This window comes from Gammaproteobacteria bacterium (genome assembly GCA_037388465.1).
GTDB lineage: Bacteria > Pseudomonadota > Gammaproteobacteria > SpSt-1174 > SpSt-1174 > JARRKE01.
Map to the genome: position 1 here is coordinate 1 of JARRKE010000032.1, position 21,765 is coordinate 21,765.

Annotated in this window: 24 protein-coding genes and 1 pseudogene; 15 read left to right on the forward strand and 10 right to left on the reverse strand. The window is 65.8% G+C overall.

The window, feature by feature from the left end; all coding sequences use genetic code 11:
- The 6 genes from P8Y64_08120 to ggt form a co-directional block, all read left to right on the forward strand.
- A partial coding sequence (locus P8Y64_08120; GenBank protein MEJ2060438.1) for an acyl-CoA/acyl-ACP dehydrogenase occupies positions 1-783 on the forward strand: 783 nt, incomplete at its 5' end.
- Between the two features lie 41 nt (positions 784-824).
- The gene (locus P8Y64_08125; protein ID MEJ2060439.1) at positions 825-1,208 is read left to right on the forward strand and encodes a DUF302 domain-containing protein; all 384 of its coding nucleotides are present in this window, start codon (positions 825-827) and stop codon (positions 1,206-1,208) included.
- A gap of 10 nt (positions 1,209-1,218) precedes the next feature.
- Positions 1,219-2,598 carry an FAD-dependent oxidoreductase gene (locus tag P8Y64_08130; GenBank protein ID MEJ2060440.1) on the forward strand — a complete coding sequence of 460 codons (1,380 nt, stop codon included), beginning with the start codon at positions 1,219-1,221 and terminating at the stop codon, positions 2,596-2,598.
- A 251-nt stretch (positions 2,599-2,849) separates the two neighbouring features.
- Positions 2,850-2,993 carry a hypothetical protein gene (locus tag P8Y64_08135; GenBank protein ID MEJ2060441.1) on the forward strand — a complete coding sequence of 48 codons (144 nt, stop codon included), beginning with the start codon at positions 2,850-2,852 and terminating at the stop codon, positions 2,991-2,993.
- Positions 2,994-3,097: 104 nt separating this feature from the next.
- Entirely contained in the window at positions 3,098-3,352 is a 255-nt protein-coding gene (locus P8Y64_08140) for a YfhL family 4Fe-4S dicluster ferredoxin (protein MEJ2060442.1), read from the forward strand.
- 13 nt (positions 3,353-3,365) lie between these two features.
- On the forward strand, positions 3,366-5,105 hold the full coding sequence (ggt, locus tag P8Y64_08145; protein ID MEJ2060443.1) for a gamma-glutamyltransferase: 1,740 nt from the start codon (positions 3,366-3,368) through the stop codon (positions 5,103-5,105).
- A gap of 102 nt (positions 5,106-5,207) precedes the next feature.
- Here ggt and mutM read toward each other — a convergent pair whose 3' ends face one another.
- The 4 genes from mutM to P8Y64_08165 are packed head-to-tail and all read right to left on the reverse strand — an operon-like array spanning position 5,208 to position 9,231.
- Positions 5,208-6,023: a bifunctional DNA-formamidopyrimidine glycosylase/DNA-(apurinic or apyrimidinic site) lyase gene (gene mutM / locus P8Y64_08150; GenBank protein ID MEJ2060444.1), complete on the reverse strand. Its 816-nt coding sequence runs from the start codon at positions 6,021-6,023 to the stop codon at positions 5,208-5,210.
- Complete coding sequence (locus P8Y64_08155) at positions 6,024-6,848, reverse strand: MipA/OmpV family protein (GenBank protein ID MEJ2060445.1); 825 nt, start codon at positions 6,846-6,848, stop codon at positions 6,024-6,026.
- A gap of 11 nt (positions 6,849-6,859) precedes the next feature.
- The gene (locus P8Y64_08160) at positions 6,860-7,879 is read right to left on the reverse strand and encodes a hypothetical protein (GenBank protein ID MEJ2060446.1); all 1,020 of its coding nucleotides are present in this window, start codon (positions 7,877-7,879) and stop codon (positions 6,860-6,862) included.
- Between the two features lie 8 nt (positions 7,880-7,887).
- Positions 7,888-9,231, reverse strand: a complete 1,344-nt coding sequence (locus P8Y64_08165; protein ID MEJ2060447.1) for an NAD(P)/FAD-dependent oxidoreductase — start codon at positions 9,229-9,231, stop codon at positions 7,888-7,890.
- Positions 9,232-9,403: 172 nt separating this feature from the next.
- Between P8Y64_08165 and P8Y64_08170 the strand changes: the two genes are divergently transcribed.
- From P8Y64_08170 to P8Y64_08190, 5 genes are read left to right on the forward strand one after another with little or no spacing between them, the layout of a single operon-like run.
- The gene (locus tag P8Y64_08170; GenBank protein MEJ2060448.1) at positions 9,404-10,330 is read left to right on the forward strand and encodes an ABC transporter ATP-binding protein; all 927 of its coding nucleotides are present in this window, start codon (positions 9,404-9,406) and stop codon (positions 10,328-10,330) included.
- 3 nt (positions 10,331-10,333) lie between these two features.
- Positions 10,334-11,551: an ABC transporter permease gene (locus tag P8Y64_08175; protein ID MEJ2060449.1), complete on the forward strand. Its 1,218-nt coding sequence runs from the start codon at positions 10,334-10,336 to the stop codon at positions 11,549-11,551.
- 47 nt (positions 11,552-11,598) lie between these two features.
- On the forward strand, positions 11,599-11,868 hold the full coding sequence (locus tag P8Y64_08180) for a phosphopantetheine-binding protein (GenBank protein MEJ2060450.1): 270 nt from the start codon (positions 11,599-11,601) through the stop codon (positions 11,866-11,868).
- Entirely contained in the window at positions 11,865-13,019 is a 1,155-nt protein-coding gene (locus tag P8Y64_08185) for a beta-ketoacyl synthase N-terminal-like domain-containing protein (protein MEJ2060451.1), read from the forward strand. Before P8Y64_08180 ends, P8Y64_08185 begins: the two co-directional genes overlap by 4 nt.
- Entirely contained in the window at positions 13,016-13,897 is an 882-nt protein-coding gene (locus P8Y64_08190) for a hypothetical protein (protein MEJ2060452.1), read from the forward strand. Before P8Y64_08185 ends, P8Y64_08190 begins: the two co-directional genes overlap by 4 nt.
- 30 nt (positions 13,898-13,927) lie before the next feature.
- Here P8Y64_08190 and P8Y64_08195 read toward each other — a convergent pair whose 3' ends face one another.
- From P8Y64_08195 to P8Y64_08220, 6 genes are all read right to left on the reverse strand, one after another.
- Positions 13,928-14,200: a hypothetical protein gene (locus tag P8Y64_08195; GenBank protein MEJ2060453.1), complete on the reverse strand. Its 273-nt coding sequence runs from the start codon at positions 14,198-14,200 to the stop codon at positions 13,928-13,930.
- A gap of 71 nt (positions 14,201-14,271) precedes the next feature.
- Positions 14,272-14,811 (reverse strand): NAD(P)H-dependent oxidoreductase, encoded by a 540-nt coding sequence (locus tag P8Y64_08200; protein ID MEJ2060454.1) that lies wholly within the window; start codon positions 14,809-14,811, stop codon positions 14,272-14,274.
- A gap of 14 nt (positions 14,812-14,825) precedes the next feature.
- The gene (locus tag P8Y64_08205; protein ID MEJ2060455.1) at positions 14,826-15,830 is read right to left on the reverse strand and encodes a BtrH N-terminal domain-containing protein; all 1,005 of its coding nucleotides are present in this window, start codon (positions 15,828-15,830) and stop codon (positions 14,826-14,828) included.
- A 16-nt stretch (positions 15,831-15,846) separates the two neighbouring features.
- Positions 15,847-16,245 (reverse strand): hypothetical protein, encoded by a 399-nt coding sequence (locus P8Y64_08210; protein ID MEJ2060456.1) that lies wholly within the window; start codon positions 16,243-16,245, stop codon positions 15,847-15,849.
- Positions 16,245-17,402: a beta-ketoacyl-ACP synthase III gene (locus tag P8Y64_08215; protein ID MEJ2060457.1), complete on the reverse strand. Its 1,158-nt coding sequence runs from the start codon at positions 17,400-17,402 to the stop codon at positions 16,245-16,247. The genes P8Y64_08210 and P8Y64_08215 overlap by 1 nt, the downstream gene beginning before the upstream one ends.
- Positions 17,399-18,349, reverse strand: a complete 951-nt coding sequence (locus P8Y64_08220; protein MEJ2060458.1) for a dialkylresorcinol condensing enzyme — start codon at positions 18,347-18,349, stop codon at positions 17,399-17,401. Before P8Y64_08220 ends, P8Y64_08215 begins: the two co-directional genes overlap by 4 nt.
- Positions 18,350-18,515: 166 nt before the next feature.
- Between P8Y64_08220 and P8Y64_08225 the strand changes: the two genes are divergently transcribed.
- From P8Y64_08225 to P8Y64_08240, 4 genes and pseudogenes are all read left to right on the forward strand, one after another.
- The gene (locus P8Y64_08225) at positions 18,516-18,785 is read left to right on the forward strand and encodes a phosphopantetheine-binding protein (protein MEJ2060459.1); all 270 of its coding nucleotides are present in this window, start codon (positions 18,516-18,518) and stop codon (positions 18,783-18,785) included.
- 12 nt (positions 18,786-18,797) lie between these two features.
- Complete coding sequence (locus P8Y64_08230; GenBank protein MEJ2060460.1) at positions 18,798-19,409, forward strand: ketosynthase; 612 nt, start codon at positions 18,798-18,800, stop codon at positions 19,407-19,409.
- A pseudogene (locus tag P8Y64_08235) lies at positions 19,406-20,698 on the forward strand (AMP-binding protein). The gene P8Y64_08230 and the pseudogene P8Y64_08235 overlap by 4 nt, the downstream one beginning before the upstream one ends.
- Positions 20,699-20,902: 204 nt before the next feature.
- On the forward strand, positions 20,903-21,765 hold an 863-nt coding region (locus P8Y64_08240), incomplete at its 3' end, for an AMP-binding protein (GenBank protein MEJ2060461.1).

Consider the following 21,765-nt stretch of genomic DNA (forward strand, 5'->3'; position numbering starts at 1 on the left):
CGCCTGGCCAGCGGAGAGGTGCTGGGCGGCACGGGCATGTCGAATACCATGAAGGCCTTTGCCGGCATCGAGGATCTGCGACTGCGCGGCAAACGCGTCGACGGCGGCTATGTGGTGAACGGCAGTCTGCCCTGGGTCTCCAACCTCGGCGCCGGACACGTCTTCGGGACCCTGTTCGCGCTGGAAGGCGAGCCCGGCCGTTCGGTCATGGCGCTGGTGGACTGCGACGCGGAAGGTTTCTCACTGCGTCAGTCGGCGCACTTCACCGCGCTGGAGGGCACCCGCACCTTTGCCTGCATTTTCCAGGACGTGTTCATTCCAGACGCGATGGTCATCGACCACGACGGCGCGGCGTTCCTGCGCCGCAGCCGGGCGGGTATCGTCCTGCTGCAGTTCGGCATGGGGCTGGGCGTCGTGCAGTCCTGCATCGACCTGAGCCGGGAAGTCGAGCCGCTGCTGGGACACGTCAACCGCTATCTCGACGATCGTCCCGACGAATTGCAGCAGGAGCTGGACGACGCCGCGGAAGCGGCCCTGGCGCTGGCGGAGGATCCTTTCGAGGATTCGGACGATTACTTCCGCGAAATCCTGCAGCTGCGCCTGGCCGCGGGCGAACTGAGCCTGCGCGCGGCGCAGTCGGCCATGCTGCATACCGGCGCCAAGGGTTATCTGCAGTCGGCGCCGGCGCAACGCAAGCTGCGCGAGGCCTATTTCGTGGCTATCGTCACGCCGGCCATCAAACACCTGCGCAAGGAGCTTGCGGAGACGGACCGGGTTGCCTGATCGCGTATCGATTGTCCTGTGAACGAACCAACGAGTATCGAATGAAGACATATACGACCCCATTGAGCGCCGATGATGCCGTGGCGAAACTCCAGGCCGGGATCGAGGCGGAAAACATGCGTCTGGTCGCGCACATCAACGGCCAGGCGAATGCGCGCAAGATCGGCAAGGAGGTGCCCGCCGACCAGATCCTGGAGATCTTCCGGCCCGATTTCGCGATCCGTGTCTGGCAGGCCTGCAAGTCCGCGGGGCACGATATTCCGCTGCGCATTCACGTTTACGAAGACGGTGGCAAGACACACGTGGCCTGCCGCATGCCGAGTGAGGTGTTTGCATCCTACGGTTCGACGGCGTTAATGAACCTGGGCATGGAGCTGGATGCCATTTTCGCCAACATCCTTGGCCACGTTCCGGAAGAAGGGTGAGGTGACGGCCATGGATTACAAGCGTTGGATTTGCGATGCCTGCGGATTCATCTACGACGAGGCCAAGGGCGATCCCGATTCCGGGCTCGCTGCCGGCACCCGTTACGAGGACATTCCGGACGACTGGCAGTGTCCGCTTTGCGGCTTGAGCAAAAGCGATCTGCGCCTGTTGCCGGAGCCGCAGCCCGCCGTTGCGGCCGCGCCGGTTGAGCGCCCTGCCGCCAACGCGGGCAAGTGCCGCGGCGGGAACGATTATGTGGTCATCGTCGGCGCCGGTATCGCCGGCTGGTCGGCCGCCGAGGCTATCCGCCGCGCCGATCCCGAGGTGCCACTGCTGCTGGTGAGCGCCTGCGAGGGACTGATCTACCCGAAGCCCGCGCTGTCCATGGCCCTCGCCCAGGGCAAGTCCGCGGAGGACCTGGTCGAGGAGGATGCGTACAGCCGGGCGGCCGGCCTCGGCATGCAGGTGCGCACCGAGACGCGGGTGATACGTATCGACGCGCAAAAGCGTCGGCTGGTCACCGCGAAGGGCGGTATTCAATACGGCACCCTGGTGCTCGCACTCGGCGCGCATCAACGCGAGCTGCCGGTTGCCGGCGACGCGGCCGCCGACGTGCTGCGGGTCAACGATTTGCTGACCTACAAAAAGCTGCGCCGCCGTCTGGAGCAGGGGGTGCGCCACATCACCATCCTCGGTGCGGGACTGATCGGCTGCGAGTTTGCCGAGGATCTCAGCGGTAGCGGCTATGCGGTAAAGGTGGTCGATCCGGCCGACCGGCCGCTTGCCAGTTTGTTGCCGGGTGAAATGGGCGACGACCTGCGCCGGCGTCTGGCCGACAAAGGCGTGGACTGGTCGTTCAACGATACCCTCGCCCGCCTGGAGCGCCGCGACGAAGGTTACCGGGCGGCGCTTTCCAGCGGTGCGGAATTCAGTACGGACCTGGTGTTGTCCGCGGCGGGGCTGGTGCCCAATACCGACCTCGCGGCCAAGGCGGGGCTGGACGTCAATCGCGGTATCAGCGTGGACCGGCACATGCGTTGCTCGGTGCCCGGCATTTACGCCCTGGGCGATTGCGCCGAAGTGGAAGGGCAGGTATTCGCCTATATCGAGCCGATTCGCAGGCAGGCGGAGACCATCGCCGCCAATCTGGCCGGGAAGGAGACGGTGTTCGAGGTCACTTCCCCGCTGATCAAGATCAAGACGCCGACGCTGCCGCTGACGGTGTGTGGCGGCGGAAAACTTGAAGGGCGCACCTGGTCGACGGTTGAGGTCTCCGAGCAGGGTCGACGTATGGAGTACCGCGAAGCCGGGCATCTGCTCGGGTTCGCGCTGTCGGGCGCCCAGACGAAAAACGGCGTGACGTTGTACCGCTCGCTTTCTCATCACTAGCGGCGCTGCCGCAAACCGGACGCGCGGTGCTTCAGCGCCGCGTGTTTCGGTAACTGCCCTCCTGGACCGGGAGCCGGTGTGACACCCGCCGTGAACGCAGGCGTGCGTTTGGGGTCTGAAAGGCGAGTCGGGATATCCTGGAATGCGCTGCGGGATATTTGTAATCCTCGCCCGGCGGGTGTATCACAAACATTCACGCACGGTTCATCCCGGCATCAAGACCGGTGAGACCTTATAAGGAGGATGTCATCATGCCTGATCTTTCACGGGGCGACAGGGCTTCGCTGGCGTTGATTTCGGTGCTTGCCGTACTCACGCTGCTGTTCGTGCTGGCGGGTATTTTTCAGATCGGCCCGCTGCTTAAAGTGCTGCACTGGCTGGCGCTGGTGCTGTAAACGGCTTTATCCGTCCACCCCGTTCGGGGTGCGGGCTTTCTGACTTGCCCCGTGGTTGGGGTAGAATGCGCGCAGATGAACCCTATCTGACAGGAGCGCGAACGATGGCCCTGATGATTACGGACGAATGCATCAACTGCGATGTATGCGAACCGGAATGTCCGAACAATGCGATCTCGCCGGGTGACGAGATCTACGAGATCGATCCCAACCGCTGCACGGAATGCGTCGGTCATTACGACACGCCCCAGTGCGTGGAGGTTTGCCCCGTGGACTGCATTCCGAAGGATCCGGACCGGATGGAAAGCGAGGCTGAACTCATGGCCAAGTACGAACGCCTGATGAGCGAAAGCGCCTGAGTCCCGCGCCGTGATGCACCGATTGATCTCTTCAATCAGGCCCCGTTTCGGGGCCTTTTTGTTGTGCGGCCTCGTCCTGCTTCTGGCTGGGCCGTGGGCCGCCGCCGCCGAACGCCCCGCCCAGCCCGGCATCGCCTCGGCGCATCCGCTGGCGACCCAGGCGGGGCTGGAGGTCCTGCGCGAAGGCGGCAATGCCTTCGACGCCGCCGTCGCCGTGACGGCCGCCCTTGCGGTGGTCGAGCCCTACAGCTCCGGTCTGGGCGGCGGCGGGTTCTGGCTGCTGCACCGGGCGCGCGACGGCTACGAAGTCATGATCGACGGCCGCGAGCGCGCACCCCTGGCGGCACACAGCAACCTGTATCTCGATAAACAGGGCAACGTCATCCCGGGCAAGTCGATCAACGGTCCGCTGGCGGCGGGCATACCCGGCGAGCCGGCGGCCATCGTGCATCTGGCCGAAAAATACGGGCGCCTGCCATTGACCAAGAGTCTGGCGCCGGCGATCCGCCTGGCGGAGCACGGCTTCAAGGTCGATCGCATCTACCACCGCATGGCCGTCTTCCGGCTCAACCAGCTTATGACCTCGCCCGCCGCCAGCCGGGTGTTCCTGCCCGGCGGCAAGGTACCGGCGATCGGCACCCTGATCCGCCAGCCCGATCTGGCGGCCACCCTGCGCGCCATCGCGCTGCACGGTCGCAAGGGGTTCTACAGCGGACGCGTGGCCAGGCACCTGATTGCCGGGGTGCGCCACGCCGGCGGCATCTGGACACAAAAGGACCTGGACGAATACCGCGTGGTGGAGCGCAAGCCCATCGTGGGCCGCTACCACGACATCCGGGTGGTGTCCGCGTCACCGCCGTCCTCCGGCGGGATCGTGCTGATGGAGATGCTGAACATCCTGTCGGGCTATCACCTGGACATGATGGACCGGGATACCCGTTTCCACGTCATCATCGAGGCGATGCGCCGGGCCTACCGGGACCGTGCGCAGTATCTGGGCGATCCGGACTTCGTAAAAATGCCCGAGGCCATGCTGCTCAGTCCCTATTACGCCGCCGGGCTGCGCGCCTCGATCCGCCTGGATCATGCCACCCCCAGTTCCAGTCTGCCGGGCGCGGTGGCCAAGACCGAGGACAGCCCGGACACCACGCATTTCTCCATTATCGACAAGGCGGGCAACCGCGTCGCCGCGACTCTGTCGATCAACTATCCCTTCGGTTCCTGCTTCATGCCGGCGAATACCGGCGTGCTGCTGAACGACGAGATGGACGATTTCTCCGCCAAGCCGGGCGTACCCAACGTCTACGGCCTGATCGGCGGCCACGCGAATGCCATCGCCCCCGGCAAGCGGCCGCTGTCCAGCATGTCGCCGACCTTCCTGGACGACGGCAAGCGTGTGGTCGCGCTGGGTACGCCGGGCGGTTCGCGCATTATCACCATGGTGCTGCTGGCGACGCTGGATTTCGCGCAGGGCGGCGATCCCCATTCCATGGTGGCGGTGCCGCGTTTTCATCATCAGTTCCTGCCGGACGAGGTGCAGTACGAGCCCTATGCCTTCTCCCAGGACGACAAGCTGGCCCTGCAGTTGATGGGGCACCGCCTCAAGGCGCTGGACGAGACTTACGGCAACATGCAGGTCGTGATGTGGAATCGCCGCACGGGCGAGGTTGAGGCGGCGTCCGATCCACGCGGCATCGGTGCCGCCTGGCCGCGACCGGCGGCGGATGGACAGTCCACCGGGGTTGACAAGTAATGGTCACCCGCTAAGGTGCTACGCCGGTTGGGCAATATCTGCCCAACCGGCTTTGAAATCTTCTTCTGACCCTCGCCCCGGCCTGTCCGGGGTGTTCTTTTTTCAGCGTTGGCAGCGCGGGCAGTACCAGGTGGAGCGTTGCCCCTGGGTTAGCTTGCGGATCGGCGTGCCGCATTGTGGACAGGGTTCGCCTTCGCGGTCGTAGACCCGCAGGTGGATGCGGAAGTAGCCGGGCTGGCCATCCTCGCGGACGAAGTCGCGCAGGGTGGTGCCGCCCTGGCCGATGGCCTCGGCCAGCACCTGCTTGATGGCCGCCGCCAGGCGTTCGCAGCGCGCCGCCGACAGCCGGCCCGCGGCGCGGGCGGGATGAATGCCGGCCAGGAACAGGGCCTCGTTGGCGTAGATGTTGCCCACCCCGACCACGACCTTGCTGTCCATGATCAGCGCCTTGATGGCCACGCGCCGGCCGTGGGCGCGGGCGTGCAGATAGGCGCCGGTGAAGTCCTCCCCGAGCGGTTCCGGGCCCAGATCGGCGAGCAGCTTGTGACGCAGCGGGTCGCGCCGGGTCCACAGCACGGCGCCGAAGCGGCGCGGGTCGCGCAGACGCAACGCCTTGCCGGAATCCAGCACCAGGTCGACATGATCGTGCGCTTCGGGCGGGGTCGCCGCGGCGACGATGCGCAGGCTGCCGGACATGCCCAGGTGGATGATGGCCGTGCCGGCCGCGGTGCGCAGCAGCAGGTACTTGCCGCGCCGCTCGATGCGGTCGATGCGCTGGCCGGTCAGGGCGTGCGCCAGGGCGGAGGGCACGGGCCAGCGCAGCCGGGGCTGACGCACGACCACCCGGCGCACGCGATGCCCCTCGACATGCGGTGCGATGCCGCGTCGTGTGGTCTCGACTTCAGGCAGTTCGGGCATTCAGTATCCGGACTCGTCCACCTCGACCAGGCGCTTGGACTCGCCGAAGACCCACGCGATGCCGATGCCGGCGGCGAGGTACTGGTCCGTTTCCAGCAGCGGGCTGTCCTTGAAGGCGGCGCTGGCCAGGTTGTCGTAGCGGATGTAGGCCACGCCCCAGTAGCCGTTGAAGCGTTTGCTGGCCGTGAGGTACACGGTCGTTCCGCTGTAGCCGGCGGGCGCCCGGTAGGCGGGGCGCGTCGATGTCGCATATTGCGGTTTGACGTCGTAGTAATAGCGGTGATAGCCACGGTCGCCGTAGGTCGGTCCTATGGCAAAGCCCAGATTCCAGCCGCTGCCCTGCACATCGGGGGCGTCGAGGTTGAGGTGCGGATAGGTGAGCCAGCCGATGTAATCGAAACCGAAGGTGAATACCGCGCGCGTGGTCCAGCGCAGGTCCAACTCCAGCTGACGGGTTTTGTGGATGTGAAATTGCAGCGACGGGCCGACTTCGAAGCTCGGATCGAGGTTGGGCATGCCTTCGCGGGCGGGAATGCTGCCGCTGTCGACGGGCGGGGCGACGTTCGCGCTCAGGTTGAGTTCGAACTTCGGCGCATCGTAGAACACGCCTCGGACACCCTCCCGATCCGACTTCAGGAACTTGCCACGGTAGACTACGTAGGCCAGGGGTAGCAGGTAGGTCTCGTAGCTGTTGGCCCCGCGATAGCTGGGCATGGTGGTTGCGAATGCCCCCAGGCCGGCCTCCCACAGCGGTTTGAGTTCGGCGTGTGCCGCCGGGGACAGCAGTAGCAGGCCGAGCAGCAGCGCGAGCAGGGGATTGTGCATCGTTATGGCCTTCAGGGGTGGGGGCCGGTATACAGTCCTTCGATCTCCAGCAGCAGTTCGCTGCGACAGACATCTCCATGCAGAAACACGGTAGGCACCGAGTCGCCCAGCCGCGCTTCCATCGCCCGGCGCACCACGTCCGCGTGGGTGGGGTTGCGCAGGTAGACCTTGAGCTTGCTGAGTTCGTCGAGCTGCCGGATGCCCAGACCTTCGGTGTCATGGGCATTGCCGATCAGGGCGGCGATGTTTTCCAGCGTCTCGTGCAGTTGGGTGAGCGGGTCGTCGTGCACCGATTCGTGTCCCACGATGCTGGCCGTGCCGGAGATGTAGAGATGCGTGCAGTCGTCCCAGTGCTTGAGGGTCGCGCGCGAAAACGACGGGCTGCGCGGGCTGTAGCGCTCCGGATAGCGGAAAGCGCTGACCTGGCGCGGGTTCTCGATCTGCACACCGGGGCTGCGCGCCGCCAGGAAGTAGATCTGCAGACCGCCGCCCTGCGAACCCAGAGCGCTGGCGGCGGGCAGGGAGGATTCGAAGGTGCCGAGTACCGAGAGTGCCTGATGACGTCCCACGCAAAAGGCCTGATAGCGTTCCGTGCCGTCTTCCACGGCGTTGATGTGCGGAAAGTAGTTCCATACCCGCAGCAGGTGCGGGTAGCCGGAGGTTTCCAGCAGCTGCAGGATTGCGCCGTAAACGGCCCGCGTATCGGCGGCGATGTCGGCGCCTTCGGGCATCAGCCGGCTGGCGAACATCACCTCCGGGGTGCGGGTGATGCGAAAGCCTTCGCTCTCCAGCCGTTCGACGGGTGCGGGGCTGCGCCAGTATTCGCAGACCGGATCGCCGTTAATCTGCGGCAGCCCCGTATCGAAGGCGGAACCGCCCGCCGGACCCGCACTCGCGGTCTGCTTGAAGCCGATCAGGGCGAGGGTATGAGGATCCTGCGCCAGTTCGTCGTGCAACGCGGCGTCGACATAGCTGACCGAGAACGGCCCGCAGCCGGTCAGTGCGTCCTGTCTGGCGCCGGCCTGGCTCATCGCGTGTTTCAGTCCTTGTCCACCGACAGCGTGCCGCCGCTGAAGGTCAGCGCGTTGTTGCGGCGTCGCTTCCACCAGTTGTTCAGCGAGGATGGCAGGTTGCCCAGCACGGTGATGTAGTAGATCACCTTGAACAGCATCAGTGGGGTGTTCATGGGCGTCTTGCGGAACACGTCGCCGGCCAGCATGGTGGTGACGGCCTCCTGCATGCGCAGCACGTTGCGCGGCGACATGAACAGGTTGTGCATGGCCTTGGTGTTGAAGCGGTAGATGAACCAGGCGAAGGTCTTCATGCCGCTCTGCATGCGGCGCACATAGCTGTCGACCAGCTGTGGCGCCTGTTCGGGGTGATCCAGCACCTGGTCGACCACGTCGGCGGCGAAAAAGGCGCTGGTCAGGGCCAGGTGCACGCCGCTGGAAAATACCGGATCGAGAAAGGCATAGGCGTCGCCGACCATCAGATAGCCGTCGCCGGCGGCGGCCTTGGAGTAATAGGTGAAGTTGCCGGTGGCCTGCACTTCGCCCACCAGTTCGGCGTTTTTCATGCGTTCCGACACGCCGGGCGACAGCGCGATGGTCTTCTGCAGGAATTCGGCCGGCGGGCAATCGCGGGTCTTCAGGTATTCGGGCCAGCATACCGCGCCCACGCTCATGGTGCCGTCGCGCAGGGGGATCATCCAGAACCAGCCGTGCTGGAACCAGTACACGCTGATGTTGCCCTCGTCGTCGCCCTCGCGGCGCGGCACGTTGCGGAAGTGGCCGAAGATGGCCGCGCTGTTGTGGTTGGGGTTCTTGTATTTGAGGCCGAAGCGTTTGGACAGCAGGGTGTCGCGGCCGCTGGCGTCGATCACGAAGCGGGCTTCCCAGATATGTTCCTCGCCCTGCTCGTCCCGCGCATGCACCAGGCTGGTCTGGTCCTTGCGGAAGTCGATTTCGGTGACGCGCATGCCCTCGACGGTCTGTGCGCCCTTGCTGGCCGCATTGCGGAACAGGGCGTGATCGAATTCGGCGCGGCGCACCTCGTAGGCATGGGGATAAGCCTTGTCCCATGCGTACTTGAAGTAGTAGACCTGCTGGCGGTTGGGATGCGTGTCGGAGTTGAATTCGGCACCCGGCTTGAGAATGCCGATCGAATCGCGCACCTCGTCGAGTACGCCGAGCTTTTCGAGCAGGGGCAGGGATTGGGGCAGCAGTGATTCGCCGATATGGAAACGCGGATGATGGTCTTTTTCCAGCACCACGACCTTGCGGCCCTTCTGTGCCAGCAGGGCGGCTACGCCGGAACCGGCCGGGCCGCCGCCAATGACCAGTACGTCGCACTGTTGCGCTGCAGTTGGAGCCCGATCACTCATGTATTGATTCCCCCGCTAGATACCCGAGTCGTCAGGTATGTCATTGAAAGCATAAAAAATCATTATCGCATGGTGTCGCCGTCAGGGGCAGTTCGTCCGGCGCGGCGCGGGCGGTATTCTGGCACAATGCCGAGCCATTCAGCCAAACCGACCTGTTGAACCGACACCGGCCGTGATCCGCTTCGAGGGCATACACAAAACCTATCGCCACCCCAGGCAGGTGGCCTTGTCCGGCATCGATCTGGAGATACCGGACGGCAGCGTATTCGGTTTGCTGGGGCCGAACGGGGCCGGCAAGACCACCCTGATTTCCATTCTCAGCGGTTTGCTGAACACTGACCGCGGTCGCGTGGTCGTCGATGACCGGGAACTGGGCGGGCGGCGCAGCGGCGGGGGATGCATCTCGCTGGTGCCGCAGGACCTCGCCTTTTACCCCAGCCTGAGCGTGCGCGAGAACCTCGCTTTTTATACCGCGGCCGCCCGCGTACCGCGCAGCGCGCGCCACCGGCAGATCGAGCAGGCCGTGACGGCGGCGGCGCTCGAAGCACACCTGCACAAGCCGGCCGCGCATCTGTCGGGCGGTCTCAAACGCCGCCTCAATCTGGCCATCGGGCTGCTGGGCTCGCCTGAAATCCTGGTGCTCGACGAACCGACCGTCGGGGTCGATCCCCAGTCGCGGCATTTCATTCTGGAGACTTTGCGCCGCCTGAATGACGGGGGCATGACCATTCTCTACGCCTCGCATTACATGGAGGAGGTCGAACAGCTTTGCGACCGGGTGGCGATCATCGATCACGGCCGTATTCTGCGCGAAGGACTTGTGACCACGCTGCTGGCGGAAGGGGTGCAGCGCACCCTGCTGGTCGATCTCAAGACCGCCCCGGATGCCGCCTTGCGCGAACGCCTGGAAGCGGCGCTGGAGGTCAAGTTCCCCACGCCCGAGCGGCTCGCGATCAACACGGACCGGCCGGGCGAGGCGTTGGCTGCGCTCGAGTCCGTGCTGGCCGGCAGCGGGGTGGAACTGCGTTGCGTCCGCTACGGCTGTGCGACGCTCGAGGCGCTGTTCCTCGATCTCACCCAGCGCGAGTTGAGGGACTGAGGCATGTCCAGCCTGCTCGCCCTGATCGTCAAGGAGCTGCGTGTGCTGGCCCACGACCGGCACGGTCTGCTGGTGCTGTTCCTGATGCCGGCGATCTTCATTCTGATCATGTCCCTGGTGCTGCGTGCACCGATCGCCGAGCGCAACAACGTGGTGACGCACGATGTGCTGGTGGTCGATCAGGACCGGGGCGCACTGGCAGGGCAGCTGCTGCAGCAACTGGAGCACTCGGGGCACCTGCATGCGGTGGAACTGGCGAAGACGGCGGGCCGGGCCGCCCTGGCCGAGCGGCTGCAACGCAGCGGGGCGGAGTTCGGGCTGCTGATCCCGGCCGATTTCACCCGGCGCATGCAGCAGCGGACACGGGACCTGAGCGGGGCCGCGCAGCAGACGCGGGGCATGCTGACCCTTTATTACGCACCGACCACGCTGCCCCAGGCCCGCACCCTGTTTGAGGTGAGCCTGACCGCCACCCTGGAAAAGCTGCAGGGACAGCTGCTGTTCGCGCAGCTCATGGGATCGGGCGGGACGCTGCCGCAGGCGGGCGCGCTGCCGCCCGTGCCTGTGGATCAGGTGGTCGCCGGGCAGAGCGGCGAAGGCCGCCTGCCCAATGCAGTGCAGCAAAGCGTGCCCGCCTGGCTGGTGTTCGCCATGTTCTTCGTGGTGATCCCGATCTCCACGGCGCTGATCGTGGAGCGCCAGCAGGGCAGCCTGTTACGCCTCAAATCCCTGGGGATACCGTCGCTGACCGTCATGCTGGCGCGGGTGCCGCCTTATTACCTCGTCAACCTGGTGCAGATGCTGCTGATGCTGGCGGTCGGCGTCTGGGTGGTGCCGCTGGCCGGCGGCGATAGGCTGGATCTGGGCCATGCGCCGTTCGGTCTGTTCCTGATCGGTTCGGCCACCAGCGTGGCCGCTATCGGCATGGCGCTGCTGATCGCCGTGCTGGTTCGCACCAGCGTGCAGGCCACCACCGTCGGTGGCGTGATCAGCCTGGTGCTCGGTGCGCTGGGCGGCATCATGGTGCCCAAACAGGTGATGACCCCGGTCATGCAGCACATTGCCGATTTCTCACCCATGTCCTGGGGGCTGGACGGCTTTCTGAACGTCATCCTGCGCGGCCAGGGCTGGACCTCCGTACTGCCCGAAGCCGCCAAGCTGGTTGCCTTCGGCCTGGTGTGTCTGATCCTTGCCGCCCTGCTCTTCCGGCGTCGCGCCTGAGCGCGTTTGTTATCATCGCCACATTTCCGTCTCCTAGCCGTAGTCAAATGCCGGAAGCACAAGACCCCGCCTTCAAGCTGGAACTCAAGCGCCTGATCATCGAGGAGTGCGACAAGGATCTCGCGCCGGAGGATCTGCCCGACGACGCCCCGCTGTTCGGCCCCGAATCGCCGCTGGAGCTCGACTCCCTCGACGGCCTGCAGATTTCCATGGCGCTGCAGAAACGGTACGGCGTGCGCATCGCCGACCCCAAGGAGCTGCGCCGCATCCTTACCTCCATCAACGACCTGGCCGGTTATCTCGCACAGGCGTCGTGAGCGTGCAGCCGCCCGCTACAGCCGTGCTCGGAGCCGGTCTCGCCTGCGCCCTGGGTCACGGGCTGGAGGCGTGCACCGACGCCCTGCTGGAAGGCCGCCGCAGCGTCGATCACATCACCCTGGATACGCTCGATCCGCCGCTGAACCTGCCGTGCCATCGTATTCCCGGCGGGCCGTCTTCTCCGACCGAACGGCTTTATGCACTGCTTGATGAGGTGGTGCAGACAGCGCTGGATGCGGCCGGGCTGCGCGACGCCGAACGTGGCCGGATGGGCATTCTGCTGGGCAGCACCTCGATGGATATCTCGGTTTCCGAAGGGCTGTATGCCCAGGCGCTGGATCGCGACGAGGACGCCATGCCGCTGGCGCTGTCCGGCTACGGTAATCTCGCGACCCGCGTGGCCGAACGGTTCGGCATTCACGGTCCGGACTTCAGCTTCAATACCGCCTGCTCGTCGGCGGCCAACGCGTTGCTGTATGCCCAGCGCCTGATCGAGGGCGGCGTACTGGATCATGTCCTGGTGCTAGGGGTGGAAATGCTCAACCGGCTTTCGCTGGCCGGTTTTCATTCGCTCATGCTGTACGCACCGGACGCCGCCAGGCCTTTCGATGTCTCCCGGAACGGTCTGGTGCTGGGCGAGGCGCTTTCGGCCGCGGTCATCGGCCGTGGCGACGGCGTGTGGCCGGGACTGCGTCTGCGTGGCGGTGCCACCGGCTGCGACACCACCAGCAGTACCAACGCCACGCCGGGACATATCGCGGCGATCATGCGCGAGACGCTGGCGGACGTTGGGTGCGACCCGAGTGCGGTGGCCGGCATCAAGGCGCACGGCACCAGCACGCCAAGCAACGATCTGGCCGAAGGGCAGGGCATGCGCGAATTGTTCGGCCGCGAGGTCCCGCCGTTTACCTCGCTCAAGCCGCAACTGGGTCATACCCTGGGCGCCTGCGGATTGGTCGAGACCCTGTTGTTCATGGCCTGTGTGGCGCGGGGCAGCCTGCCTGCCACCCGAGGTTTTGCCGAGGTCGATCCGGAGATTGCCCTGGCGCCGCTGAACACCGTGCAGCATGCCCCTGTGGGCGTTTATCTGCTCAACTACTTCGGCTTCGGCGGCAACAACTGCTCCCTGGTCGTGGAGCGCACGGCATGAACGGGCCGGGCCTCAGGATCGTCGCCGCTGGCGGAGCAGCCTTTGCAGCCGGAGAAGAGGCGCTGGCCCTCAATCCCCTGCTCAAGGCGGCGGGCCTCAAACCGCCACGGCGGACCACGCGCCTCATCCAGCTTGCCCTGCTCGGGGCGCAACACGCCATGTCGCAGACCCACGCACCGCTGGCGCCGAATGCGTCGGTTTACCTCGCCACCGGCCAGGGCAGCGTGGCCGACACGGCGGCCCTGATGGAAGGCATGCTCCGGCAACACCAGCCGCCCATGCCGTTCACCTTCATCAATGTCTCCAGCAACCTGGCGGGGTTTCACATCGCCGGCCAGTACGGACTCAACGGACCCAATCTCACGGTGTCCCGCCATGATTTTTGTTTCGAGTCCGCGTTGCAGCTGGCTTTGCTCGACGCCGCGGCTGGCCGGTTGTCGCAGGGGCTGATCGGAGGCGTGGACGAATGCGTCTGGCCGCTGGCCGAGCATCGCCGGCGTCTGCATCAACCGGATGATGCGGCACTCGGCGAAGGCAGCCACTGGCTGGTGGCCGACCAGACGGCCGCTGCGCCGTTGGCGGTAATCAAAGACGTGAAGCAGTTTGCCGACCGTACGGGTCTGCTCGAATTTGCCGGCGGTTTGCCGAAGGCAACGCGTGTGACCGGAGCGAAGCGAATGGACGCGGTGCTCGCGGACATTGCCGACAGCGCCGGATTGGCGCAGGTGGCGGGTGTCGACGATGTGGGCGGTTACTACGATACGCTGGCGGCGGCGCACCTGGTCGCCGTTCTGCAACGGGGTCCCGGCCCGTGGCTGTATGTCAGCGGGGGGCGGGGCGGATGCTGGACGGCGGTGCTAGGCCGCAATGGCGCGTAACCCTGAGCAATTGGGTTGCTTCTGGAGTGGCTAGCGCACCTGTTCCACGGTAAAGGTGCCACAGACACGCACCTCGACGTCACGCACGCCTTTCCTTATATGAAAAACATAGCAGCCGTTATCCATGCGGCCTTCGTCCTCGGCGTGATAAGTGGCCATCACCTTGCCGTCGGAATACACCGTGACAATCGCCTGGGTGCGTATGTCGCCCTGTGCGGTCTGGGCCCATAGCGGCCCGAAACCCACGATGCCCGCAAGCAGCAATACCCGAAGCGTGCTTGAGCTTGTCTGCGGTAATGGCATGGCGCGTCTCCCTGTCTTGGTATTTTGCGGCCCGGACAAATGATGGTCTTTGTGTCCGGCCCATGCAATGTTCACGGGAAGGCGGAATTACGCTGTGAAACGAATTCGTACAGTGCGGCCAGGGAATCCCGGATGGCGCGGGAGATTTCCGGCGATTGCACGATGCCTTCTTCATCGAGCCCGGCGCCGAGCAGCGGCAGGGTGATCGAGGCGGGTTCGACGATATCGGCCGACATCGTCTTGAGCGTTTCGCGCAGCGCCGCATCCGCATGATGGGCGCGCGGCGAGGCGTTGAATACCGCAACCGGCATATCGACGAACGGCTCGAAACTGACCAGCCAGTCGAGCGTGTTCTTGATGGTGCCGGTGACGCCGTGGGCGTACTCGGGGCTCGCGATCAGCAGCGCGTCGGCAACCGCGACCGCCGCATGCAGTGCGGACACTTCCTCCGGCGGTTGCGGTTCCAGGTCGGGATTGAAAAGCGGCAGCGTCCCCGCACCCTGAAAGAGCGTGATGTTCATCTCCGGCGGTGCCAGTCGCGTGGCCGCGCGCAGCAGCGCGGAGTTGATCGATGCCGCCCGCAGACTGCCGGAAATGGCCAGGACGAGCATCGTACGGGTTGCGGCTAGAGGGCGGCCTTCAATGCCGAAAAGGCCGTTCGTTCGCGGGCCGCGCAGTCGAGCAGGCTCTGGGCGAGCTGGTCGTAGGCCTCCGGGGCATGTTCCCTGGCCTTGACGAAGCGGGCGCCGGTGAGCGCGAACAGGCGCCACTGGTCGCCGGCCTCGGTCATGCGTTCGGCGGCTTCGAGCAGGCCCTGGTCATTCAAGGCGCGGCCGGCTTCCTGGAGAAAGGCGGCGTAGATGAAGCGGAAGCCGCCGCCTCCGGTGCCGATCTCCTCCTGCATGCGCACGATGCTGCCCACGTACATGCGCTGATAGCGCGGATCGGGATGTTTCTTTGGCAGCTCGCGCAGCGTCCTGGCCATGCGCCGGATGGCGGGCAGCCCGACGATGGGCAACGGCAGGCGGGTGTTGATGTTGAGGGTGCGCTTGAGCGCCTTGGGCACGGCGCGGTCGAGGTCGACCTCGCCGGGGACCTCGGTGGGATAATAGGCCAGTCCGCGCGGCGCGAAGGGGCCGCGCACGAAGCGGGCCTTTTGCAGGTCCCGGCGGTGGATGCGCTGGGGATGTTCCGCCACCGGATCGCTGACGAGGTATTCGTCGTCCTCGCGCCCGAAGATGATCAGGTTGTGCGCATTGAAGTGAAAGCGCATGTCGGGCGGGAAGTACGGCAGCCAGTACACCGAGGTCTGCACGCCGACCGGCTGTCCCGCGTCCAGCAGCGCATCCAGGTCGCGCATGCCCTGTTCGGCGTTGCGGTAGCGGCGGCGTTCCATCTTCACACCCAGGGTACGCTCCAGGCCCTTGATGACGTGGCCGGGCGGCATGCGGTAGGAGGTGAGCGGGATGCCGCCCATGCGGATGAAGGGGAAGTGCGCGAACACCAGCGCGGAGGACAACCCGAAGGCCATCGGTTCGCTCATCGCCAGGCCGTGATGGCTGAGCAGGGCGGACATGACGCCGCTCTCGCAGTGCCCGGCGTGGCGGTGCTGGTAGCCTTCGATCTGCATGGTCCGGTGAGCGGTTTCAGGCCGGGAGACGCTTGAGCGCCTCGACATCCAGGCCCAGTGCCTCCGCATAGCGTGCCAGCAGGGAAGGCGAGAGGCGCGCGAACACCCTGGCCTTGAGATGCCGGCGTACGCGCCAGCGGGCGAGGCCGGTGCTTTGCGCCAGCGTGGGCAGATCCATGCGGCAGGCGTACATGTGGTACTCCAGCGGCGAGGTCTCGCCGCGCCGCGCGCGGGCGAGGGCGGCTTCCGCCTGCTCGCGGAAATCGTCCACCGCCAGGGTGGTGATGATTTCCTCAACCTCCCAGCCGGCGGTGGCGACCACGCCGATGTCCCCCTTTTCGTCCACGGCATACACGGCCTTGCGTTCGCCGCGCAGCACCGGGTTCGGGTACTGGGGGACTTCGTCCTTTTTCATTATTGCCCCACGACCGTAAAGCGCATGAAGGCGGTGGAGAAGCGCCCGCTTTCGGGGATGTAGCACAGCAGGGTCTGGCCGGGCTGCAACCGTCCGCTGTTGAACAGTGCCTCCAGCATCAGGTACGGCGAAGCAGAGCCCACGTTGCCGACCTCGGACAGGTTGGTGAACCACTTCTCGTGCGGGATCTCGAAGCCGGCGGCGGCGAGGTTGTCGTAGACCTGCTGGCGGAAGAATTCGGACGAGTAGTGCGGCAGGAACCAGTCGACCTCGTCGGGACGCATGGGATGCCGTTCCAGGCTGTCGATGAGTCCCTGGCGCACGGTCAGCGGCATGACGTTCTCGTTCAGCAGCTTGACGTCCTGCTTCACGGCGAAGGCCGAATTCTGCATGGCGGCCGCCAGCGAGGGGTAGTGACGCCAGGGAATGAAGTTGCCCTGTTCGTCCTTGTCGCCGCCCGCGTACATGCAGACCGGCAGGCGGTCTGCATAGGAGTGAATGTCGATCCAGTCGACGCGCAGCGACAGGCCGGCGGGATTGGGACGGTCCTGCAGCAGGATGGCGCCGGCCCCGTCGGAAAGCATCCAGCGCAGGAAATCCTTCTCGAAGGCGATCTCGGGGTTTTCCTCCAGCGCCTGGACCCGCGCCTCGTTTTCCATGGCGAAGTTCTGCGCCGTCATGTAGGTGGAGGTGTTCTCCGAGCCGGTGGCCACCGTGCTGGCGTGCTGTCCGGCGATGACGCTCATCCAGGCGTATTTGAGTGCGGCCACGCCGGAGACGCAGATGCCCGCCAGCGATACCACCTCGCAGCCGGGATTGCCGAGCTCCCCGTGCACCATCACCCCGTGCCCCGGCGCGAGCTGGTCGGCGGACGAGGTGCCGCAGGCCAGGGCGCCGATGTCGCCGAGCTCGAAGCCGTCGCCCGCCAGCTTGCGCACCGCCTCGGCGGTGAGTTCGGCGTTGGACCAGCGCGGCCGGCCGGTTTCCGGATCGAGTACGTAATAACGCTGCTTGATGCCGTTGCGGCGCAGGATCAGGCGCCGGGCCCGCGAGGGGCGTCCGCCGATCATGCCAAGCACGCCTTCCATATGGTCGTTGTCCACCGGCTCGCCCGGCAGAAAGGCCGCAATGCGGTTGATGTAGGCGGTTTGGGTCATGCGGAAAATTCGTTGATGCGCTCGGTGCCGGAACCCGAGGGCTGTTCGAAATAGCTGCGTTCGCGGGCGATGCGCTCGCGCGCGAAGGGGCGCAGCAGGGTGCGGATGAGCATGCTGGGCGGTACCACGACCAGCAGCATGGTCACCAGGAACACGACATAAATGACCAGCACCGGTTTGCGCCTGGCGCTGCCCGGGCCGCCGAGGCGGCGCAGCAGACGGCCCCAGATGAGGAACGAGCGGCGGGCGATGCGCTCGCTGGCCAGCAGGCGGTCGTCCATGCGCACGGCGCCGAGCCCGGTCAGCACGGGCCGGCTGCCGTCCAGCTCGCCATTGCGCAGGGCGGCGAGCATGGCGCGGCCGAAGCGGCTGGTCGCGGCGATGTCCTGTTCGCTGACCCCGGCACGCGGGAAGACGCCCAGCCAGCGATCCTGCTTGGCGGTGAGCATCCAGCGCGGGGTGGTGAAGAAGGTGGCCAGACTGTTGCCCTGGTCGATCAGCGCCGCATGATCGCAGTGGCGTGCGCCGGCATCGGCGAGCAGTTGTTTGACGTGTTCGTGGGCCATCAGCCACATGTTGCGGCAGGCGGTGACGGTGATGACCGGGGTGTCCTTGAGCAGCCGGCGGCCTTGCTCGGATTTGAGGAAACCGGTGATCGGCGGGGCGGGCGAGAGGTACCAGACGGTGTAGGCGAGGATGATCGCATCGTAGCGGACATCCGGCTTCAGGCCGAAGGGGCGCAGCGCCGGTGGATCGAGATAAACCGATTCCGGAAACGCGTCGAGGAAGGTGAAAAACCCCCACGGGAACGGATAGGGCGGGTCCGGCTCAAGGCGCAGATAGTCGACCTGGACATCTTCGGCAGCCTCCAGCGGGGCGACGACGTTGCGCGCCACACGTTCGAGCTGACCGGACTGGGAGTAATAGACGACGAGGATGTTATGCACGTTAGTGTGTGGTTACTGCATGGGGTCGCTGCCGGAACTGTATTGTGTCTCTCAGGCAGTTGAGCCCTAAGCCCCTTCAAGTGAGGTGGTATGGTACTATTTTTCGGATTGATTGCTAATTGTCCAATTCACCTATTTATTACCTGTTGTCGCTTTAGGGGGAAGCATGGCCGAGATGTCCGGGCTGGAGCGTGAAGTCGCAGCACTGATCGTGAACACGCTCAATCTTGAAGAAGTCGGCGTTGACGAGATCGACCCGGTGCAGCCGCTGTTCCGCGAGGGACTGGGGTTGGATTCCATCGATGCGCTCGAGCTGGCGCTGGCCATTTCCAAGCGTTACGGCTTTCAGCTCAAGTCCGACGACAGCCAGAATCAGCAGATCTTCGCCTCCCTGCGCGCCCTGAGCCAGCACATCGAGCAAAACCGGGTCACCTGACGGGTAGCCGCGATGCGTCTCTGGCCGTTGCTGTTGGTGGCATATCCCCTGACCGTCCATCTCAGCGTAATTTATGGCTACCCGCTTCCGGCCACCCTGCTGCTGGTCACGCTGCTGGCCATCAGCCTGATGCGCGCCGTGGTGGTGCGCAACCGCAACAGTCTGATCTTTCTCGCTATTTATATTCTCGCCACGCTGGCGATGTTCGAGTTCGCCGGGCTGCACGGCACCCTGTTCCTGCCGCCGGTGGCCATGAATGCCGCGGTGGCGTTGTTCTTCGCCCGTTCGCTGATGCCCGGCCATACCGATCTCATCACCCAGATCGCGCTCCAGGTGCGCCCCGACCGGGCGCCTCACGTGTTGCGCTATACCCGCCGCGTAAGCTGGGCGTGGATGTGGTTCGCGGCCGCCATGGCGCTGCTGTCCGCCGGCCTGGCCGCCTACGCGCCGCTCGAGGTCTGGTCGCTGTTTACCAATTTTCTCAACTACCTGTTGCTGGTGATCTTCTTCGTGGTCGAATTGGGATTGCGCCGCCTGGTATTGCGCGGGGAACCCCAATCGGGGCTGCGTGACACGCTGCGCGCCCTGGCCCGGATCGATTACCGGCAAGTTTTTCTGACGTGACGTGCCTGCCCCTGCTCAACGCGCCGCGGCTGGACGCGCCGCTCGCCTGGTACGGCGGGCGATTCGTCTCCCGGGGTGAGTATCTGGCTCACGTACGGGCCGCCGCCGCACGCCTGCCCGACAACCGCTATGCGGTGAACCTGTGTGTCGATCGCTACCATTTCATGGTGGCCTTCGGCGCGCTGCTGCTGCGCGGGCAGACCGGCCTGCTGCCCCCCAGTCACGCCCCCCAGGTGATCGATGAGATCGCCCGCGAATACGACGCCTACTGCCTGGCCGATCAGGTTCTGGACAGCCTGGCCGAGCCGCCCGCCCAACTCGACTTCGGCGAAGCCGGGGTATGGGACGGACCGGTGCCGGAAATCTCGGCGGAACAGATCGCGGCCGTGCTGTTCACCTCCGGCAGCACCGGCAAGGCCCAGCCCTATCCCAAGAGCTGGGGCCAGCTGGTCGCCGGCACCGAGGTGGCCTTGCAGCGCTTCGGACTGATGCAGACCCCGCGCCACATCGTCGCCACCGTGCCGGCCCAGCATTCCTACGGGCTCGAATCCACGGTGCTGTACGCGCTGCTCGGCGCCTGTACGGTGCACGCCGGACGGCCGTTTTATCCCGAGGATGTCCGGGCCGCCCTGGCCGGCCAGCCGGCGCCGCGCGTGCTGGTGACCACGCCGGTGCATTTGCGCGCCTGCGCGGGCGCGGCGCTGGACTGGCCCGAGATGGACTACATCATTTCCGCGACTGCGCCGCTGGCGGAGGATCTGGCGCAGGCGGTGGAGCAGAGCTTCGGCTGCCCCCTGTACGAGATCTATGGTTGCAGCGAGGCGGGCGCCATCGCCAGCCGCCGTACCCTCACGGATTCCGCCTGGCAACTGTACGATGGATTGAAGCTGACCCAGGACGGCGACGAAGCGTGTGTCGAGGCAGATTACCTGCCGACCCCGCAGCCGCTGGCCGACTATATTCGTATCGCCGCGGGCGGGCGTTTCGAACTGCTCGGACGCAAGGCCGATCTGGTGAACATCGCCGGCAAGCGGGCTGCGCTGGGAGAGCTCAACCATCGCCTGCTGGCCATCGACGGCGTCGAGGACGGGGTCTTCGTACTGCCGGACGACGACGGCGTCCGCCTGGCCGCCCTGGCCGTGGCGCCCGGACTCAGCGAGGCCGACATTCTGAAAGCCCTGGGGCGCAGCCTCGACCCGGTGTTTTTGCCGCGCCCCCTGGCCAAGGTCGACAGCCTGCCGCGCAATGCCACCGGCAAGCTGCCCCGCGCGGTCCTGCTGGAACTGCTCAGGCAACGGCGTACAGAGCCGCCGTCAGCGACGATCGCGGGCCGGCTGCCGCTGATGCAGATCGCCGACCCGCAGGCCCCGTTGTTGTGGCATGACGGACGCTATGTCAGCCGGGGCGAATTCCTGGCCCAGGCCCGGCGGGTGGCCCGTGCCCTGCCCGAGGGGCGCTGCGCGGTGAATCTGTGCGCCGACCGTTATCACTTCATGGTGGGGTTCGCCGCGCTCGAATACGGTGCCTGGTGTCTGACCGACCGGGAGGTGGAGGGGCTGCAGCATCCCCAGCATCGCCTGCGGCTCGAAGAGGTGACCCCGGATGCGGGCCCCGTGCCACAGATCGATGCCGCCCAGTCTGCGGTGGTGCTGTTCACCTCGGGCAGCACCGGCAAGGCGCAGCCCAACGCCAAGTCCTGGGGACGGCTGGCGGCGGGCATCCGCATCGGCATGCGCCGTTTCGGCCTGGACAACGGCCGTCACCATCTGGTGGCCACGGTGCCGCCGCAGCATATGTTCGGCCTGGAATTCACCATTCTCTACCCGCTGCTGGGGCCCAGCACGGTGCATGCCGGTCGGCCCTTTTATCCGGAAGACGTGCGGGCCGCGCTGGAGCAGGTGGCCGCACCGCGGGTGCTCATCACCACGCCGGTGCATCTGCGTGCCTGTGCGGCGGCGGGTCTCGAATGGGCCGGAACGGACTTCGTGATTTCCTCGACCGCTCCGCTGGCCAGCGAGCTGGCTCAGCAGAGCGAAGATGCGTTCGATTGTCCGGTGTACGAAATCTACGGCAGCAGCGAGACCGGTGCGGTGGCCCGGCGCCGTACCGCGCGCGAGCGGCTGTGGCAGTTGCACGAAGGCATGTCCATCATCCCGGTCGAGGCATCGGACGACTGGCTGCTGCACGGGCCGCAGCTGGAGACCCCGCAGGCCATGGCGGACCGCATCGCCCTGCACGAGGACGGGCGGTTCGAGTGGCTGGGACGCAAGGCGGACCTGGTGAACATCGCCGGCAAGCGCGCCGCGCTCGGCGATCTCAACCACCGCCTGCTGGCCATCGACGGCGTCGAAGACGG

What these genes read in the sequence shown, in the direction of transcription:
- P8Y64_08135 (MEJ2060441.1), top strand. Translation starts at nt 2,850, where the DNA reads ATGCCTGATCTTTCACGGGGCGACAGGGCTTCGCTGGCGTTGATTTCG.
- P8Y64_08225 (MEJ2060459.1), top strand. Translation starts at nt 18,516, where the DNA reads ATGGCCGAGATGTCCGGGCTGGAGCGTGAAGTCGCAGCACTGATCGTG.
- P8Y64_08190 (MEJ2060452.1), top strand. Translation starts at nt 13,016, where the DNA reads ATGAACGGGCCGGGCCTCAGGATCGTCGCCGCTGGCGGAGCAGCCTTT.
- P8Y64_08230 (MEJ2060460.1), top strand. Translation starts at nt 18,798, where the DNA reads ATGCGTCTCTGGCCGTTGCTGTTGGTGGCATATCCCCTGACCGTCCAT.
- P8Y64_08140 (MEJ2060442.1), top strand. Translation starts at nt 3,098, where the DNA reads ATGGCCCTGATGATTACGGACGAATGCATCAACTGCGATGTATGCGAA.
- mutM (MEJ2060444.1), bottom strand. Translation starts at nt 6,023, where the DNA reads ATGCCCGAACTGCCTGAAGTCGAGACCACACGACGCGGCATCGCACCG.
- P8Y64_08210 (MEJ2060456.1), bottom strand. Translation starts at nt 16,245, where the DNA reads ATGAAAAAGGACGAAGTCCCCCAGTACCCGAACCCGGTGCTGCGCGGC.
- P8Y64_08215 (MEJ2060457.1), bottom strand. Translation starts at nt 17,402, where the DNA reads ATGACCCAAACCGCCTACATCAACCGCATTGCGGCCTTTCTGCCGGGC.
- P8Y64_08155 (MEJ2060445.1), bottom strand. Translation starts at nt 6,848, where the DNA reads ATGCACAATCCCCTGCTCGCGCTGCTGCTCGGCCTGCTACTGCTGTCC.
- P8Y64_08165 (MEJ2060447.1), bottom strand. Translation starts at nt 9,231, where the DNA reads ATGAGTGATCGGGCTCCAACTGCAGCGCAACAGTGCGACGTACTGGTC.
- P8Y64_08200 (MEJ2060454.1), bottom strand. Translation starts at nt 14,811, where the DNA reads ATGCTCGTCCTGGCCATTTCCGGCAGTCTGCGGGCGGCATCGATCAAC.
- P8Y64_08195 (MEJ2060453.1), bottom strand. Translation starts at nt 14,200, where the DNA reads ATGCCATTACCGCAGACAAGCTCAAGCACGCTTCGGGTATTGCTGCTT.
- P8Y64_08180 (MEJ2060450.1), top strand. Translation starts at nt 11,599, where the DNA reads ATGCCGGAAGCACAAGACCCCGCCTTCAAGCTGGAACTCAAGCGCCTG.
- P8Y64_08125 (MEJ2060439.1), top strand. Translation starts at nt 825, where the DNA reads ATGAAGACATATACGACCCCATTGAGCGCCGATGATGCCGTGGCGAAA.
- P8Y64_08130 (MEJ2060440.1), top strand. Translation starts at nt 1,219, where the DNA reads ATGGATTACAAGCGTTGGATTTGCGATGCCTGCGGATTCATCTACGAC.
- ggt (MEJ2060443.1), top strand. Translation starts at nt 3,366, where the DNA reads ATGCACCGATTGATCTCTTCAATCAGGCCCCGTTTCGGGGCCTTTTTG.
- P8Y64_08205 (MEJ2060455.1), bottom strand. Translation starts at nt 15,830, where the DNA reads ATGCAGATCGAAGGCTACCAGCACCGCCACGCCGGGCACTGCGAGAGC.
- P8Y64_08175 (MEJ2060449.1), top strand. Translation starts at nt 10,334, where the DNA reads ATGTCCAGCCTGCTCGCCCTGATCGTCAAGGAGCTGCGTGTGCTGGCC.
- P8Y64_08160 (MEJ2060446.1), bottom strand. Translation starts at nt 7,879, where the DNA reads ATGAGCCAGGCCGGCGCCAGACAGGACGCACTGACCGGCTGCGGGCCG.